The organism is Corynebacterium comes, from assembly GCF_009734405.1.
Classification (GTDB): domain Bacteria; phylum Actinomycetota; class Actinomycetes; order Mycobacteriales; family Mycobacteriaceae; genus Corynebacterium; species Corynebacterium comes.
Genome location: NZ_CP046453.1, coordinates 1,875,978 through 1,890,996, shown reverse-complemented (window position 1 = coordinate 1,890,996; position 15,019 = coordinate 1,875,978). Strand labels below are relative to the sequence as shown.

General features: G+C 68.5%; 16 protein-coding genes. 13 read left to right on the top strand and 3 right to left on the bottom strand.

Translation table 11 applies throughout. The features are described from left to right. The first annotated feature begins 137 nt into the window (after window positions 1-137). The 7 genes from thrC to CETAM_RS09030 all read left to right on the top strand — a co-directional run bounded on the left by thrC (window position 138) and on the right by CETAM_RS09030 (window position 7,740). Entirely contained in the window at window positions 138-1,586 is a 1,449-nt protein-coding gene (thrC, locus tag CETAM_RS09055) for a threonine synthase (protein ID WP_156228557.1), read from the top strand. A gap of 8 nt (window positions 1,587-1,594) precedes the next feature. Then, window positions 1,595-1,732: a hypothetical protein gene (locus CETAM_RS13710; protein WP_197085712.1), complete on the top strand. Its 138-nt coding sequence runs from the start codon at window positions 1,595-1,597 to the stop codon at window positions 1,730-1,732. Next, complete coding sequence (locus CETAM_RS09050; protein WP_156228556.1) at window positions 1,729-2,607, top strand: trypsin-like serine protease; 879 nt, start codon at window positions 1,729-1,731, stop codon at window positions 2,605-2,607. The genes CETAM_RS13710 and CETAM_RS09050 overlap by 4 nt, the downstream gene beginning before the upstream one ends. Window positions 2,608-2,653: 46 nt before the next feature. Further along, window positions 2,654-5,857: an exonuclease domain-containing protein gene (locus CETAM_RS09045; RefSeq protein ID WP_197085711.1), complete on the top strand. Its 3,204-nt coding sequence runs from the start codon at window positions 2,654-2,656 to the stop codon at window positions 5,855-5,857. Next, on the top strand, window positions 5,844-6,377 hold the full coding sequence (locus tag CETAM_RS09040; RefSeq protein WP_156228554.1) for an NUDIX hydrolase: 534 nt from the start codon (window positions 5,844-5,846) through the stop codon (window positions 6,375-6,377). Before CETAM_RS09045 ends, CETAM_RS09040 begins: the two co-directional genes overlap by 14 nt. A 72-nt stretch (window positions 6,378-6,449) precedes the next feature. Beyond that, window positions 6,450-7,145, top strand: coding sequence for a hypothetical protein (locus tag CETAM_RS09035; protein WP_156228553.1), 696 nt, complete (start codon window positions 6,450-6,452; stop codon window positions 7,143-7,145). Window positions 7,146-7,263: 118 nt separating this feature from the next. Beyond that, window positions 7,264-7,740, top strand: coding sequence for a pyridoxamine 5'-phosphate oxidase family protein (locus CETAM_RS09030; RefSeq protein WP_156228552.1), 477 nt, complete (start codon window positions 7,264-7,266; stop codon window positions 7,738-7,740). Window positions 7,741-7,756: 16 nt separating this feature from the next. On the opposite strand, the gene CETAM_RS09025 is transcribed toward CETAM_RS09030, so the two are convergent. Both CETAM_RS09025 and CETAM_RS09020 read right to left on the bottom strand, forming a co-directional pair. After that, on the bottom strand, window positions 7,757-8,104 hold the full coding sequence (locus tag CETAM_RS09025) for a zinc ribbon domain-containing protein YjdM (protein ID WP_156228551.1): 348 nt from the start codon (window positions 8,102-8,104) through the stop codon (window positions 7,757-7,759). Between the two features lie 13 nt (window positions 8,105-8,117). Further along, window positions 8,118-8,585: a hypothetical protein gene (locus CETAM_RS09020; protein ID WP_156228550.1), complete on the bottom strand. Its 468-nt coding sequence runs from the start codon at window positions 8,583-8,585 to the stop codon at window positions 8,118-8,120. A gap of 142 nt (window positions 8,586-8,727) precedes the next feature. Here CETAM_RS09020 and CETAM_RS09015 point away from each other — a divergent pair, with 142 nt between their 5' ends. The 5 genes from CETAM_RS09015 (at window position 8,728) to CETAM_RS08995 (ending at window position 13,464) form a co-directional block, all read left to right on the top strand. Further along, window positions 8,728-9,954 (top strand): glycosyltransferase family 4 protein, encoded by a 1,227-nt coding sequence (locus CETAM_RS09015; protein WP_156228549.1) that lies wholly within the window; start codon window positions 8,728-8,730, stop codon window positions 9,952-9,954. Further along, window positions 9,951-10,673: a VIT1/CCC1 transporter family protein gene (locus CETAM_RS09010; protein ID WP_156228548.1), complete on the top strand. Its 723-nt coding sequence runs from the start codon at window positions 9,951-9,953 to the stop codon at window positions 10,671-10,673. Before CETAM_RS09015 ends, CETAM_RS09010 begins: the two co-directional genes overlap by 4 nt. A gap of 141 nt (window positions 10,674-10,814) precedes the next feature. Then, the gene (locus CETAM_RS09005) at window positions 10,815-11,810 is read left to right on the top strand and encodes a metal ABC transporter substrate-binding protein (RefSeq protein WP_156228547.1); all 996 of its coding nucleotides are present in this window, start codon (window positions 10,815-10,817) and stop codon (window positions 11,808-11,810) included. Window positions 11,811-11,851: 41 nt separating this feature from the next. Continuing rightward, entirely contained in the window at window positions 11,852-12,706 is an 855-nt protein-coding gene (locus CETAM_RS09000; protein ID WP_197085710.1) for a metal ABC transporter permease, read from the top strand. Further along, window positions 12,703-13,464: a metal ABC transporter ATP-binding protein gene (locus CETAM_RS08995; RefSeq protein ID WP_156228546.1), complete on the top strand. Its 762-nt coding sequence runs from the start codon at window positions 12,703-12,705 to the stop codon at window positions 13,462-13,464. The genes CETAM_RS09000 and CETAM_RS08995 overlap by 4 nt, the downstream gene beginning before the upstream one ends. Here CETAM_RS08995 and CETAM_RS08990 read toward each other — a convergent pair whose 3' ends face one another. Continuing rightward, window positions 13,465-14,283 (bottom strand): DUF1206 domain-containing protein, encoded by an 819-nt coding sequence (locus tag CETAM_RS08990; RefSeq protein ID WP_156228545.1) that lies wholly within the window; start codon window positions 14,281-14,283, stop codon window positions 13,465-13,467. A gap of 142 nt (window positions 14,284-14,425) precedes the next feature. Between CETAM_RS08990 and CETAM_RS08985 the strand changes: the two genes are divergently transcribed. Then, entirely contained in the window at window positions 14,426-14,983 is a 558-nt protein-coding gene (locus CETAM_RS08985) for an NADPH-dependent FMN reductase (protein ID WP_156228544.1), read from the top strand. Window positions 14,984-15,019: the final 36 nt, after the last annotated feature.

Below are 15,019 nucleotides of genomic sequence, written 5' to 3'. Positions count from 1 at the left end.
ACGCCCTTTTTCTCGCCCAGCCCGTCATCGTCGATCTCCCGAGCCCGGTCGGCGGGGCGCGCTTCCGGCACCTCCGGCCACGCACCGCGGGTGGGATGATGAGCACCTTCGTGGCCGGGCGAAGTATGGTTGAGCCCGTGGATTACATTTCGACGCGCGACTCCTCCCGTACGCCCGCCAAGTTCACCGACATCCTGCTCGGTGGCCTGGCTCCCGACGGTGGCCTCTACCTGCCCGCCGAGTACCCGCAGATCAGCGATGACCAGCTGACTCAGTGGCGGGCACTGCTGGCTGACAAGGGCTACGCGGCCCTGGCGGCCGAGGTGCTCAAGCTCTTCATCGACGATATCCCGGCAGCGGATATCGAGGCGATCACCGCGCGCGCCTACACCTCCCCGAAGTTCGCCCACGAGGACATCGTCCCCGTGACCGAACTCGAGGACGGACTGTGGATCGGGCACCTCTCCGAGGGGCCGACCGCCGCCTTCAAGGACATGGCGATGCAGCTGCTCGGTGAGCTCTTCGAGTACGAGCTTGCCCGTCGCGGCGAGACCCTGAACATCCTCGGGGCGACCTCCGGCGACACCGGTTCCTCGGCGGAGTACGCCATGCGCGGGCGTAAGGGCATCCGGGTGTTCATGCTCACCCCGGCCGGCCGCATGACGCCGTTCCAGCAGGCCCAGATGTTCGGCCTGGAAGATCCGAACATCTTCAACATCGCCCTCGACGGCGTCTTCGACGACTGCCAGGACGTGGTCAAGGCCGTCTCCGCCGACGCCGACTTCAAGCGCGACAACCGCATCGGCGCGGTCAACTCCATCAACTGGGCACGCCTGATGGCGCAGGTCGTCTACTACGTCTCCTCCTGGCTCCGGCTCACCGCGAGCAACGACCAGAAGGTCTCCTTCTCCGTGCCCACCGGCAACTTCGGCGACATCTGCGCAGGCCACATCGCCCGCCAGATGGGCCTGCCCATCGACCGCCTCATTGTCGCCACCAACGAGAACGACGTCCTGGACGAGTTCTTCCGCACCGGCGACTACCGCCCGCGTCCGGCCGACGAGACCCTGGCCACCTCCTCGCCGTCGATGGACATCTCGCGTGCCTCCAACTTCGAGCGTTTCGTCTTCGATCTGCTGGGCCGTGACGCCGCCCGCATCGCAGACTACTTCGGCGTCCGGGTCCGCAACGGTGGCTTCTCGGTGTCCGGGGACCCCGCCTTCCCCGCCGCCACCGATCCGACCGGCTTCGGTTTCGCCTCCGGCCGTTCCACCCACGCCGACCGCGTGGCCACCATCCGTGACACCTTCGAGCGTCTCGGCGTCATGCTGGACCCCCACACCGCCGACGGCGTGAAGGTCGCGCGTGACTGGCGTGGAGAGATCGACACGCCGATCGTCTGCCTGGAGACCGCGCTGCCGGTGAAGTTCGCCGAGACGATCGAGGAGGCCACCGGACAGCAGCCGGAGACCCCGGCACGTTTCGCGGACGTCCTCGACGCAGAGCGTCATGTCACCGACCTGCCGAACGACGCCGAGACCGTCAAGAAGTTCATCACCGACTCCATCCGCACGACGGAGGTCTAGCACTCACCATGGGCATGGAATTCAAGATGAGCCAGGAGTACTTCGAGGATTTCGATCCCGAGAAGTTCGCCGCCCAGATCAAGGCCAGAGCAGCTGAGGAAGCGGCTGAGCAGGCTGCTGAGGAAGACGGCGCAGACCAGCAGTGAACACCCGCGTCTGGGCGGGCCTGGCCGCGGTGACCGCCGCGTGCGTGGGCTCGCTCATCGCCTGGTCCGTGACGGACCAGGCAGAGAACCCCACCCCGATTGCAGAGGTGGTGGCGGCGGCACCCCGGCAGGTACCGACCGAATTCCGTGCGCCGACGGCCAGCCCCTGGGCGCCGGGGACCGGGGTGACCATCACGAAGACGGTGCCGGTTCCCGGGGAGACCATCGAGGTCGGGCAGTGCACCGTGGCCTACAGCTTCACCGCAGGCGACCGTGGGTACGCCGTGACCGCCTCCCACTGCGGGATGCCCGGCAATCAGGTGTGGGCAACGGTTGACGGAGTCGAGGCCGACTTCAGCGCCCCGGTGGGCACGTTCATCTACTCCGATCTCTACGACGAGGCATCCAGCCGCCTGGACGTCGGCGTCATCGAGATCACCAACCCCTGGTACCGGATGTCTTCCCCGGACCCGCAGGCCGACACGATCGTCGCGGAGACTGTCGGTGAGCTGCCGGAGGTCATCTGCAAGTTCGGCATGACCACGGGCGAGACCTGCGGCGAACCGATCAACCCGGTCGGCGTGGAGATCCTCGCCGACCACAACGGGGTGGAGCTGAGCGCCGTGGCCGCCACCGCCCAGGTGTGTGCGCGTGCGGGCGACTCCGGTGGCCCGGTGTACGCCGATTTCGACGGCCACCGCGTCATCGTCGGACTCGTGTCCGGCACCCGTGATTCGGACCGGGACGTGGCCTGTTCCGAACCGGAGGGGGCTCAGATGACCATGTCATACACCTCCATGCCCGCCATCCAGGCCGTCCTTGACCGTGTGATCCCGGGGGCGGAGTATCAGCCCCATGTCGGGGTCACCGGTTAAGGTCCGGACCTGTCATCGTTTCCGCCCTCTCACCGTGGAGTTTCCCATGCCGCTCGTTCCGCACCCCGTCGCCGTCGTCGACCTGGAGACCACCGGGTTGGGACCGTCCGACCGGATCCTGGAGATCGGCGTGGTCCTGCTCGACCGGGACCTCCGGCAGGAGGCGACGTGGCAGACGCTGGTGCAGCCGGGGCGCGACATCGACAACTCCCACATCCACGGCATCACCGCCACCGAACTGGTGCGCGCGCCGCAGTTCGAGGGTGTGGCGGCGGAACTGGCGGAGCTTCTCGGAGGCCGCGTGATCGTCGCGCACAACGCCCCCTTCGACACCCGCTTCCTCGCCGCCGAATACGCCCGCCTGGACGTCGACCTGCCCGGAGGGACGGGGTGGTCGCAGTGCACCCGGATCCTCTCCCGGCGGTTGCTGCCCGGCGCCCCGCAGCGGCTGTCCGAATGCCTGGACAGCGTCGGGCTGGGCAACGACCGCCCCCACGCCGCCCTGGCTGACGCCAGCGCCACCGCCGACCTCTACCGCACACTGGTCACCCGGCACAGTGCCACCCAGGGCACGGCGACCCCGTTGCAGTGGCCGGCGCCCGTCGACATTCCGCGCCAGCAGCTCTGCCTCCGGGGGGAGTCGGAATCCGACCACTGGCTGGAGCGTGTCTCCGCGAACGTCCCCGCCACCGGCGTGGCCGAGGTGGACGGCTACCGCAGCCTCCTGCGGGGCGCGCTTCTCGACGCCTCCCTATCGGTGTCCGAGATCGAGCAGCTGGTGGCAGCCTCGGAGCGGGCCGGCCTCAGCCGCGAGGAGGTCAACGACATCCACCTCGACTATCTGCGTCAGCTCGCGGTTGAGGCCTGGGCCGACGGGGTGGTCACCGCCACGGAGCGCACCCAGCTGCATGACATCGCCGTCCAGCTGGCGGTTGATCCCGCATCGGTGGACGCACTGATCGCTGAACCCGTCTACGGCGAGGCGGAGGACGTCGGTCTGCGTCCCGGTGACCGTGTGACCTTCACGGGGGCACTGACCCTCGGGCGCGACACCTGGGAGCAGCGGGCGCGGGCGGCCGGGCTGGAGGTCGCTGCCGTCACACGTTTGTCCGCACTGGTGGTGGCGGCCAACCCGGACACGATGAGCGTCAAGGCCCGCAAGGCCCGTGACCACGGAGTCCCCATCGTCGACGAGACGACCTTCGCCCGGATGCTGCGAGATCTCGTTCCCCTCGACCCGGCACCGGAAGCGCCGGAGGAGTCTCCGCCCTCCTTCTCCAGTGTCTTCCCCTGGCTGGACAATCTGGGGGTGGATCCGTCCGGCCCGGACGACATCGCCCACGCCTGGCTGCAGCGGCACCGGAACGTTCCCCTGCGGGAGATCTCCCCGCGCCTCGACCCGGCGGAGGTGCCCGACTCCCTGCCGCGCACCGGGGCGGTGATCGCGCGCTGGCTCAACCTGTACCCGCGGCCCCTCGACGCCTCGGTCACCCAGCTTTCCGACGTCCCCGGTTTCGGCCGCCTCCGCGTCCACCGCACACTCGTCGCCGTGGTGCACTCCGCCCTCGACACCCCGGAGGTCCAGGACTACCTGCCGGTGGAGACCGGGGACATCTACCTCGACGACCCGCAGGGCCCCGCCCCGCAGCCGGGGGTGCAGACCGTGGTCGAGTGGCTGGCGTTGCTCGGTCAACTGCCGCACCTTCCCCGGGAGACGGCACCGCCGACCGTCGCCCATGCGCTGGACACCCTGGCAGAGGACCCCTACTGGTCCGACCCCGCCACCGCGGCGATCCACCGTTCCCGCGCTGAGCTGGCAGCCCGTATCGGCCACGACGCCCGCGACCTCGACATCTTCACCGGCCGGATCCTGGGGAAGGAGACCCTGGAGGAGATCGGCTCCCGCCACCAGGTCACCCGTGAACGGATCCGTCAGCTGGAGACCCGGCTCAAGCGGAGACTGGTGGAACCGGATGATTCGATCCACCTGGTGCTCGACGCCCTGGGCCGACGTTTCGGGGTGCTCGCCCCGCTCGCGGACCTCCGTCGGGAGCTGCCTGCCCTGATGGGGGAGGGGCCCGTGGCAGGCAACCCCATGCTGGACACTCTGGAATGGCTGGCGGACGAGTGGGAGATCTCCGGCGACTGGTTCCAGCGCGCCGGATTCGCGGATGACCTCGCCGCAGCGCTGAGCGACTTCGCCGACGACTTCGGCGTGGTGGCGTTGCCTGCGGTGGCAGACAACCTGGGCGTGGACGCCCATGTCCTGCGGACCCGCCTGGCAGGGGAGGCGACCCTGTACGGCGATCACATCCTCACCCGTAACCGATCCACGCAGGACCGTGCCGCTGCCCTGCTGGCCATCGAGGGCGAGCCGTTGAGCAGCCTGGACATCGTCGAGCGGCTCGGCGACACCAATCCACGGACGCTGACCAACGCGATGTCCGCCGACGACCGCATCACCCGGACCGGACGCGACCGGTGGGCGCTGCGGGACTGGGGGATGGAGGAGTACTCGTCCCTGGCGGAGTGGATCGGCAGGCGCGTCGAGGGCGGCCCGGTTCCCCTGGACCATCTGCTGGACGAGGCCGTGACCACCCTCGGCGTGGCGGAGTCATCCGTGCGCCTCTACGCGTCCTCGGCCGATTTCCAGACCGTCGACGGGCAGGTCAGCCGGGCGGAGGAGATCCAGGAGGTCGACGCCGACCCGACGGAGACACCCGGTCTCTACCGCATCGGCGAGGACCTGGTGTGGCTCACCACCGTCACCTCCGACCACCTCCGCGGCTCCGGCTCCGGCATCCCCCGGGGCGTGGCCGCCGCGCTCCAGGTGCAGATGCTGGACAAGCGCACACTGCCCAGTCCCCTCGGTGAGCAGACCGTGAGCATGTCGCGCACCGGCGCGACCATCAGCACCATCCGCCGCTTCCTCGAGGCCGCAGGCATCAGCCAGGGCGAACGCATCTGGCTCACCTTCTCCGGCGAGGGCGGATTCGATGTCCAGCACGCCACCCCGCGCCGGGAGGGACTGAGCGGGATCGCCGAGGTGCTCAACGCCACCGGCCTTGACACCTGGATCAACCCGGCCGACCCGGGGGCGCTGGGGCGCATCAGCCGGGCCGTCGGACTCGATCCCGCCGCGCCCCGGCGCAGGTTGGTGTCCCGCTTCCGGTACCGTCGCCAGGACGACATCGCCGACCAGATCACTGAGCTGCCGACACGAGAGGAACCCTCCAGTGCCCATCCCTGATTTCATCCTCCGACTCCGCGAGAAGGTCGGAAACCAAGAGCTGTGGCTGCCCGCCGTCACCGCCGTGGTCGTCCGCGACGTCCCGCCGGGCGCCCCGATCTGGGCCGTCCCCGAGGTGCTGCTGGTCAAGCGCGCCGACAACGGTGAGTGGACCCCCGTGTGCGGCATCTGTGACCCCGGCGAGGAGCCGCACGTCACCGCCGTCCGGGAGGTCAAGGAGGAGACGCTTCTCGACGTCCGCGTCGAGGCCCTCCTCGGCGTCGGCGCCGTCGGCCCCGTCACCTATGACAACGGCGATGTCACCCGCTACATGGACACCGCCATGCGCCTGAGCGTGATCGGGGATGACACCCCGGCGGTGGGGGACGAGGAATCCGTCGACGTCGGCTGGTTCGAGATCTCGAAGCTTCCGCCGATCGGTCCGCGTTTCCGGATGGTCATCGCCGACGCGGTCGCCCAGATGAAGCACCCGGCCGGTTTCCGCCCGCGGATGGGCTACACCAAGCGCGCTCAGATGTAGGAGGCCGGGGCCTGCCCTTTTCCCGTTGACTTCCAGGGGAGGGAATTTTACAGTGGCCAACAACTGAGTCTTATGCAGGGTGGCCGATACGAGGGGGTCCGGATGGACGTGGGGCGCGGGTGGGGACTGAACATCGCGGCCGCCCTCCGGATGGTGGGGCACATCGTGGGCGGGCCGGCGCTCCGGCGGCACCGCCGATCCTGGGGAGCCACCCCGCAGGAGCTCGCCGCCACCTGGCCCGGGGACGAACTGCTTCCCCGGCCCGACTGGAGCGTCACCCACGCGATCACCATCGACGCCGCTGCCGAGGAAGTCTGGCCCTGGCTGGCGCAGATAGGGCAGGGCCGGGGCGGGCTCTACAGTTTCGAACGGCTGGAGAACCTCATCGGCTGCCGGATCCGGAACACCGACCGGATCCTTCCCGAACACCAGGACCTTTCCCAGGTCCGGGAGATCAGGCTGGCGCCCAGAGTCGCCCTGTCCCTGGCACATGTCGAACCGGGCCGGGACCTGGTGCTCTTTGCATCACCCGCTGAGTCCGCCGACCCGGGGCAACCTGTCACCGCCGGCAGATGGTCGCTGCATCTTCGGCCCGCCGGGCAGGGGAGCACCCGCCTGATCGAGCGGTTGAGCTTTTCTGCTGGACCCACCTGGCAGGAGAAGCTCTTCAGCTCCCCGGCGCTGGTGGAACCGATCAGCTTCGTCATGAGCCAAGAGATGATGCGCAACATCAGGTACCTCGCGCAACGCGCCGGGCGACAGCCCTGAGGTCCCCGATGGAGGTGCCTTTCGCAGTGACCTGGCACACAGTCCGCGCCGTACCTATGCTGGGCGGCATAAGACGCGGCACCCCACCGCGGGCTCTCTCACACAGGAGGTAGACGCAATGGCCGATGAGATCACGAAGGAAGATGTCGTGACCAAGCTCCGCGACGCGAGCTGGGTCATGATGACCACCACGGACACGGACGGCAGGTTGCTGTCACATCCGATGGTTCCCCAGCAGGTCACCGATGACGCGGATGTGTGGTTCTTCATCTCGCTGCGGGGTGGACACGCGGAGGCGCTCAAGGCCAGCCCGCAGGTCAACCTTGCGGTGTCCGAGGCCGGCACCTGGCTGTCGGTGGCGGCCGAGGTCGAGTTCGTCGAGGACCGCGCGAAGGTCGACGAGCTGTGGAACAGGGACGTCGAGGGCTGGTTCGAGGGTAAGGACGATCCCGCCCTGGGGCTGATCCGGGCAGACTCCGAGTCCGCCCAGTACTGGGGTCTGCCGGGCGGGAAGATGTCTGCGCTGGCGCGGATCCTCAAGTCGCGGGTCGCCGGCGACCGCACCGGCGGCGACTCCGGGACCATGGAGCTGTAGCCCCGGGACCCGGAGTCTAAATTTTCTTGACGATGCTCGACTTCAGCTTCATCTGACCGAAGCCCTCCACGCGGGCGTCGATGTCATGGCCGTCGGAGGCGTCGACCAGCCGGATGTTGCGCACGGTGGTGCCCGCCTTGATCGGCTGGCTCGCGCCCTTGACCTTGAGGGTCTTCACTACGGTGACGGAGTCACCGTCGGCCAGCACGTTGCCCACCGAGTCCTTGATCACCGGTCCCTCATCCTCGGCGGGGGCGGCGGGGTCCCATTCGTGGCCGCATTCGGGGCAGACCAGAAGGGGATCCATCTCGTACGTGTACTCGCTGCCGCATTCGGGGCAGGGCGGGAAGTTCGCTTCGCTCATGCCGCTCATTATGTCAGTTAGGCCGGTCATAGTGCCAAGCCTCATCGCCGCCGTGGAGGCAGGCGTGGAGTTCCTCGGCTGAATCGACCAGGCAGTACATGTCCAGCCCCGGTGGAAGATCATCCGCGTCCAGCACACCGCCGCAGATCACGGCGTGGGGAGGGCCGGGTTCCACGCCGATGAGCAGGCGGGCGGTGACGGCGACGTCGAAAAGCAGACGGCACTGCGCCAGGTTCGCGCTGATACCGTGGACCTGGAAATAAGGGGTGTGCGCGCCGGGCCCCAGCCAGGCGGACTCCACCGGGGTCTCCTCCCCGCCGATGAGGGGCAGGGATCCGTCCCGGGCGCGCAGGAGGGAGTCGGTCCGCCCCGCGACCAGGCCGTGACGGTCGAGGAGACGACGTAGCTTATCGACGCCCCCCGGGTCCGGCCCCTCGGGAGCCGCGAGGACGAGCCAGTGGCGTCGGTCGGAGGTCTTCACGCGTGGGAGCCATTCCTGTCGGGGTCGTTCCCGCCCAGACTAGGGTGCCCTTCCGTCCATGTCACCCGGGGTTCACCACAGGTTCCTAGACTGCGGGGTGACAGGACAAGGACGGACCCGCGCACAGAGGAGGCAACCCGCTATGACTGAGCGGAACCAGCCGGTCATCGGCTACGTGCTCAAGATGTACCCGCGTTTTTCGGAGACGTTCATCGTGTCTGAGATTCTGGCGCGGGAGGCGGGAGGGGAGAAGGTGGTGATCTTCTCCATGCGCCCCTGCACCGACACCCGTTTCCATCCCGAGCTGGCGCGGGTACAGGCCCCGGTCATCCAGGTCCCACGCCCGGTCAGTGCCTCGGGCCTGTGGCAGATGCTCACACCGGAGGCTGGCCCGCACCTGGCTGAGCTGCTGCGTCACCGCCCGGACGACGCCGGGCAGGCGGCGCAGGTCGCGGTCCTGGCGAAGAAGCTCGGGGTCACGCACCTCCACGCCCACTTCGCCACGATGGCCGCCACCGTGGCGCGCCTGGCCGGGCTCATCGCCGGACTGCCCTACTCCTTCACCGCGCACGCCAAGGACATCTTCCACGAGTCGGTCGTGGAGGAGGATCTGCGGGAGAAGTTCGCCGACGCCCACCATGCGGTCACCATCAGCCGCTACAACCTGGCGCATCTGCGCGCCCGATTCCCGGAGTCGGCCGGGCGCATGACGCTGGTCTACAACGGCCTGGAACTGGAGCGTTTCCCCTTCTCCCCGGAACGCGGGGACGACCTGAGCCTGCTGGCGGTCGGCCGTCTCGTGGAGAAGAAGGGCTTCGCCCAGCTCATCGAGGCCGTCCGACGCCTGCGGGAACGTGGGCTGGCCGTCACCGCGGAGATCGCCGGCGACGGTCCGCTACGGGAAGAGCTGCAGGAGCAGATCGACCGCGCCGGTCTCGGCGAGGCCGTCACGCTGCTCGGCCCGCTCACCCAATCCGAGGTACGCGACCTGCTTGGCACCCGCCGGCTGTTCGTCGCACCGTTCGTCGTCGGTGCGGACGGCAACGCCGACGGGCTGCCCACCGTGCTGCTGGAGGCCATGGCCTGCGGCATCCCCTGCGTGGCGGCCGACGTCACCGCGGTCGGTGAGGTGATCATCACCGGGCGGACGGGCCGGCTGGTGCCCGCGGGCGGCGTCGGCAAGCTCACTGACGCCATCGACGAGGCGCTGCGCTCGGACTGCACGCAGCTGGTCCACAACGCACGCCGCCTGGTGGAGGAGACCTTCGATTCCCGCCGCCAGGCGAAGACGCTCCGGGAACTGCAGACGCCGGCGGGACGTCATTTCGAGCGCGGATTCCGGCGGGAAGGAGGACAATTGGAGGCATGACCTTCTCAGCCGCCCTGGCAGGGCACTCGAACGAACCCCACGATGCAGGACACGGCTCCCGACTCAACTGGTTGCGCGCCGGCGTCCTCGGCGCCAATGACGGCATCGTGTCAGTTGCAGCCCTGCTACTCGGCGTCATCGCCGCGGGCGCAGGGGAGGGAGCCATCCTCGCGGCGGGTGTGGCGTCTCTGATCGCCGGAGCCGTGTCCATGGCGCTCGGCGAGTATGTCTCGGTCTCCGCCCAGCGCGACTCGGAGAAGATGCTCGTGGCCAAGGAACGCGCCGAGCTCGCCGATGACCCCGAGGCGGAACATGCCGAGCTGGCCGGAATCCTGGCCAGTTACGGCATCAGTGACAGGACCGCCGCGCAGGCGGCCACCGAGATCCACCAGAAGGACGCGCTGCCCGCCCATCTGCAGCTCGAGCTGGGTATCGAGGCCGAGGACCTGACCAGCCCCGTCGCGGCGGCGGTCTCCTCGGCCGGTGCCTTCACCCTGGGAGCAGCGCTGCCGTTGCTCGCCGTGCTGGTCGTGCCGGCGCAGTGGGCGACACCGGTAGTCACCGTGGTGACGCTGATCGCGCTGCTGCTCACGGGCTTCATCGCGGCAACCCTGGCCGGGACCTCCCGCCTCCGCTCCAGCATGCGGCTGTTCATCGGTGGCGCCGCGGGACTGGCGCTCACCTACTTCGCGGGTGCGTTGTTCGGCGCCGCGGGGTAGGGGAGATCAGCAGTTGAAGTAGAGCCCGAACTCCTCCGGTGCCGGCCGGGACGGTTCCTGCAGTTGTGGGGACCGCGAAATCGGAGTACTGTTGACAACAGTTTTCATTAGGTTTTCAATAATATTCCAGGAGGATCCGCCATGCGGGCCCGTATCGCCATGTCCCTCACAGTCGCCACCGCTCTCACGCTGTCCGCATGCTCGGGCGACGGTTCGACCGACGCCGGCAGTTCCGGCAACGCCTCCGGCGACAGCGATATCTCCCTCGTCGTCACCACCTCCCCGCTGGGCAGCGTCACCTCCCAGATCGCCACCTGTGCCGGCGGTGAATCCACCACCCTGATGCCGGTCGGTGCGGACCCCCACGATTTCTCCGCCTCATCCTCGCAGGTGGCGGACATGGTCAAGGCTGACCTGGTCATCGCCAACGGGCTGGGCCTCGAGGGCGGTCTCGCCGCCTCGCTCGACCAGGTCGAGGAGGACGGCACCGAAGTCCTTCACGTCGCGGAGGAGATCAACCCGCTGCCCTTCGGTGAAGGTGGGGCAGGGGCAGGGCACGAGGGCGAGACCGCGGAGGAGCACGCCGCCCACGCCGAGGACGAGCACGGCGACCTCGACCCCCACTTCTGGCTCGATGCCGCCCGCATGGCTGACGCGGCCCGGCTGATCGGCGACAAGGTCGCCGAGCGTAGCGGCGACACCGGGTGGTCCGAATGCGGTACCCGGGTCGCCGACGAGCTGAACGCGCTGGATGCCGAGCTCCGCGAGACCCTGTCGGCCGTTCCGGAGGACCGCCGCGCGCTCGTCACCGACCACGAATCTTTCGGCTACTTCAACGAGGCCTACGGCTTCCGTGCCGTCGGCGTCGTCGTCCCGGGTGGCTCCACCGAGGCGCAGCCCTCCTCCCGGGACCTGGCACGCCTGGCAGGTGTGGTGAAGGACGAGGGCGTCCCGGCGATCTTCTCCAACACCGCCGTCAACCCGGGCCTGGTCGACGCTCTGGCCGCCGAGGTCGGCGAGGCGGTCACGGTCGTCCCCCTCTACGTCGGTTCCGTCGGCCCCGAGGGCTCCGGGGCGGCCGACTACCAGGGCATGATGCGGGAGAACGCCCGCCTCATTGTCGAGGCACTGTCCTGATCGCCCGGAAGAACACGGAACAAGAGGACTACAGTTAATTCGTGATCGACTGGATACTTGACCCGTTCCTGCTGGGCTTTCAGCAGCGGGCACTCATTGGTGGACTCATCGCTGCGGTGATGAGCGCCACCGTCGGCGTGTGGCTCGTGCTCCGGGGCATGAGCTTCTTCGGCGACGCCTTCGTCCACGGTGTGCTGCCCGGCATCGCCGCAGCCGTGGTCTTCGACTTCAACCCCCTCCTGGGCGCGGCCGTCGCGGCGGCCGTCATGGTCGGTGCCGTGGAGGTGATCCACCGGCACACCCACCTCAAGGAGGACACCGCCATCGGACTGCTCTTCGTGGGGATGATGGCACTCGGCGTGGTCATCATCTCGCGCTCCGACTCTTACAGCGGCTCCCTGACCAGCATTCTCTTCGGTGATGCCCTGGGTGTGTCGTGGGAGGCGATCAGGCAGCAGGCGATCCTCGCGGTTCTCGTCATCGCAGGTTCCCTCCTGCTCTACCGCCCCCTCATGGCACTGTCCTTTTCCCCCGTCAAGGCGGAGTCGTTGGGCATGCGCCCGAAGCTGACCCATGCGCTCCTGCTCGTGCTGATCGCCACCAGCGTCATCGGCAGTTTCCAGGCCGTGGGAACGATGCTGGTGTTCAGCCTGCTGGTGGCCCCGCCGGCCACCGCGGCCCTGCTGACCCGGTCGATTCCCACGATGATCGTGGTCTCCGCCCTCATCGGCGCTTCCTCGGTGGTCATCGGCCTCATCCTCTCCTTTCATCTGGGCACGGCCGCGGCCGCGACGATGGCACTGGTCCCCATCGTGGCGTTCCTCCTGCTCATGGAGTTCCAGTACCTGCGGCGTCGCTTCCGTGGCAACGTCACCCGGCAGGAGGTGGCGGCATGAGCCGGAACCTCGCCGTCGGGAGACAGGTCCAGCTCGGCTATGAACGGGTCGTCGCGGTGCAGCCTTCGGACGTGACCATCCCGACGGGCAGGCTGACCGCCATCATCGGGCCAAACGGTTCGGGCAAGTCGACGTTGCTGCACGCCCTCGGCGGGCTCATCGAGCCGCAGGCCGGTGAGCTGACCGTCCTGGATGGCACGCCCGTCGCTTCTCGACGTCGCGTCAGCTACGTCATGCAGTCGGTCACCTTCCCGGAGGGCGTGCCGCTGTCCGTCCGCGAGGTGGTGCGCATGGGCCGCTACCCGTCGACGGGCTGGTTCGGCCGTTTCGGCGCCGGAGACGGGCGTCGGGTGGAGGAGGTCATGGAACGACTCAACGTCACCGCCCTGGCCAAGCGCCACCTGGATGAACTCTCCGGCGGTCAACGGCAGCGCGTCTACGTCGCCCAGGGTCTCGCGCAGGATCATGACGTCCTGCTTCTCGACGAGCCGCTCACCGGCCTCGACATCGTGTCCGCACGCATCATCGACGAGATCATCCACGACGAGACCGACGCGGGTCGCACCGTCGTCCACACCACCCATGACCTGGACGAGGCGCGGGCGGCAGATCATGTCGTCCTCATGTCCGGGCGTGTGGTGGCCTACGGCCCCCCGGGGGAGGTCCTCACCGAGGCGAATCTGCGCGAGGCCTACAATCTCGGCGAACTGCACGAGCCGGGCGGAATCTTCATCGACAGCCCACGTGAGGAGTGCTAGCTACATCTTGACGTAGCGGGCACGTGCCACCGAGTACAGGCCGTAGAGGGCCAGTCCCACGCCGATGATGATGAGCAGCACGCTGCCCGCGGGTTGCTCGCCGAGGGTCCGCAGCGCGGCGTCGAGACCCGCCGCCTCCTCGGGGTCGTTCGTCCAGCCGGCCCACACGATGAGTATGCCCAGCACCGCGAAGGCGACGCCGCGGGCGATGTAGCCGACCACGCCCGCGACGATGATCGCGGAACCGACGTCGCCGGCCCCGGCGCCGGCCTCCAGGTCCTCCCTGAAACTCCTGGTCACCCCGCGTACGATGCTGTACACGCCGACGGCGATCACCACCAGGCCGGCGATGATCACCAGCACCTCGCCCCACGGCCGGGACAGGACCGTGGCCGTCACGTCGGTGACGGTCTCGCTGTCCGAGGTCCTGCCGCCGGCGGCGAAGGTCGCCGTGGTGGCCGCCAGCGACAGGTACACCACGGCCATCACACCGCCCTTCGCCTTCTCCTTGACGTCGTTGCCGGTGAACAGCTGGGTCAGTCGCCACAGGCCGAGCGCCACCAGGGCGAGCACCGCCGCCCACAGCAGGAACTGCCCGCCCGGCGCCTGGGCGATCGTGCTCAGTGCCCCGGAGTTCGACGCCTCCCCGCCGCCTGAGCCGGTGGCGATCTGCACGGCGATCCAGCCGATGAGGATGTGCACGACTCCCAGGACGACGAACCCGCCGCGGGCGAGCGTCGTCAGGGCGGGGTGGTCCCCGGCCGCGTCGGCGGCGTTCCTGGCCGCCTGCTTCGCATCGTGCATGTTTCCTGTATCCATTACTTCATTCAACAGTGTGGCCGGTCACTCGGCCACCTGGGTCGATGATCGTGACACAACTGCGAGCTACGATGTTGACATGTCTACAAGAGGTGGTTAGTGTGGTCACGTCAGCAAAAAGTTTAAAGGAGAACCGGAAATCATGAAGATCGCAGTGTTCGTCGGATCCATCCGCACCGGTCGCCACGGCCGCACCATCGGCCAGTGGGCCCTCGACCAGCTCCAGGCCCGCGGCGACGGCCACACCTACGAGCTCATCGACCTGGCCGAGCAGGACCTCGACCAGCTCACCGCAGCCACCCCGCCCATCATGGCCGCGGGCAACTACGACGAGCCGAAGACCATCGCATGGTCCGAGACCATCAAGGCCTACGACGGCTACATCTTCGTCACCCCGGAGTACAACGCCTCCATGCCGGGCACCATGAAGAACGCCTTCGACCTGCTCAAGGTGGAGTGGGAGGGCAAGCCGGTCGGCTTCCTCTCCTACGGCGGTGGCGGCGGCGTCCGCGCCGTCAACCACTGGCGCGACGTGGTCAACAACGTCGGCATGCAGCCCCTGGAGGCCCAGGCCAGCCTCGCCTTCGACGACCACTTCGTCGACTTCCAGTTCGCCCCGAACGACACCACCGCCGAGCTGCTCGAGGCCGTCGCCGTGGAGCTGGTCAAGGTCGGCGAGAAGATCTCCGTCAACGCCTGAGCGCACCACCTGACGGTTCAAGATCCCCGCACCGGA

What these genes read in the sequence shown, in the direction of transcription:
- CETAM_RS13710 (WP_197085712.1), top strand. Translation starts at nt 1,595, where the DNA reads ATGGGCATGGAATTCAAGATGAGCCAGGAGTACTTCGAGGATTTCGAT.
- CETAM_RS09045 (WP_197085711.1), top strand. Translation starts at nt 2,654, where the DNA reads ATGCCGCTCGTTCCGCACCCCGTCGCCGTCGTCGACCTGGAGACCACC.
- CETAM_RS09035 (WP_156228553.1), top strand. Translation starts at nt 6,450, where the DNA reads ATGCAGGGTGGCCGATACGAGGGGGTCCGGATGGACGTGGGGCGCGGG.
- CETAM_RS09030 (WP_156228552.1), top strand. Translation starts at nt 7,264, where the DNA reads ATGGCCGATGAGATCACGAAGGAAGATGTCGTGACCAAGCTCCGCGAC.
- CETAM_RS09025 (WP_156228551.1), bottom strand. Translation starts at nt 8,104, where the DNA reads ATGAGCGAAGCGAACTTCCCGCCCTGCCCCGAATGCGGCAGCGAGTAC.
- CETAM_RS09015 (WP_156228549.1), top strand. Translation starts at nt 8,728, where the DNA reads ATGACTGAGCGGAACCAGCCGGTCATCGGCTACGTGCTCAAGATGTAC.
- CETAM_RS09010 (WP_156228548.1), top strand. Translation starts at nt 9,951, where the DNA reads ATGACCTTCTCAGCCGCCCTGGCAGGGCACTCGAACGAACCCCACGAT.
- CETAM_RS09005 (WP_156228547.1), top strand. Translation starts at nt 10,815, where the DNA reads ATGCGGGCCCGTATCGCCATGTCCCTCACAGTCGCCACCGCTCTCACG.
- CETAM_RS08995 (WP_156228546.1), top strand. Translation starts at nt 12,703, where the DNA reads ATGAGCCGGAACCTCGCCGTCGGGAGACAGGTCCAGCTCGGCTATGAA.
- CETAM_RS08990 (WP_156228545.1), bottom strand. Translation starts at nt 14,283, where the DNA reads ATGGATACAGGAAACATGCACGATGCGAAGCAGGCGGCCAGGAACGCC.
- CETAM_RS08985 (WP_156228544.1), top strand. Translation starts at nt 14,426, where the DNA reads ATGAAGATCGCAGTGTTCGTCGGATCCATCCGCACCGGTCGCCACGGC.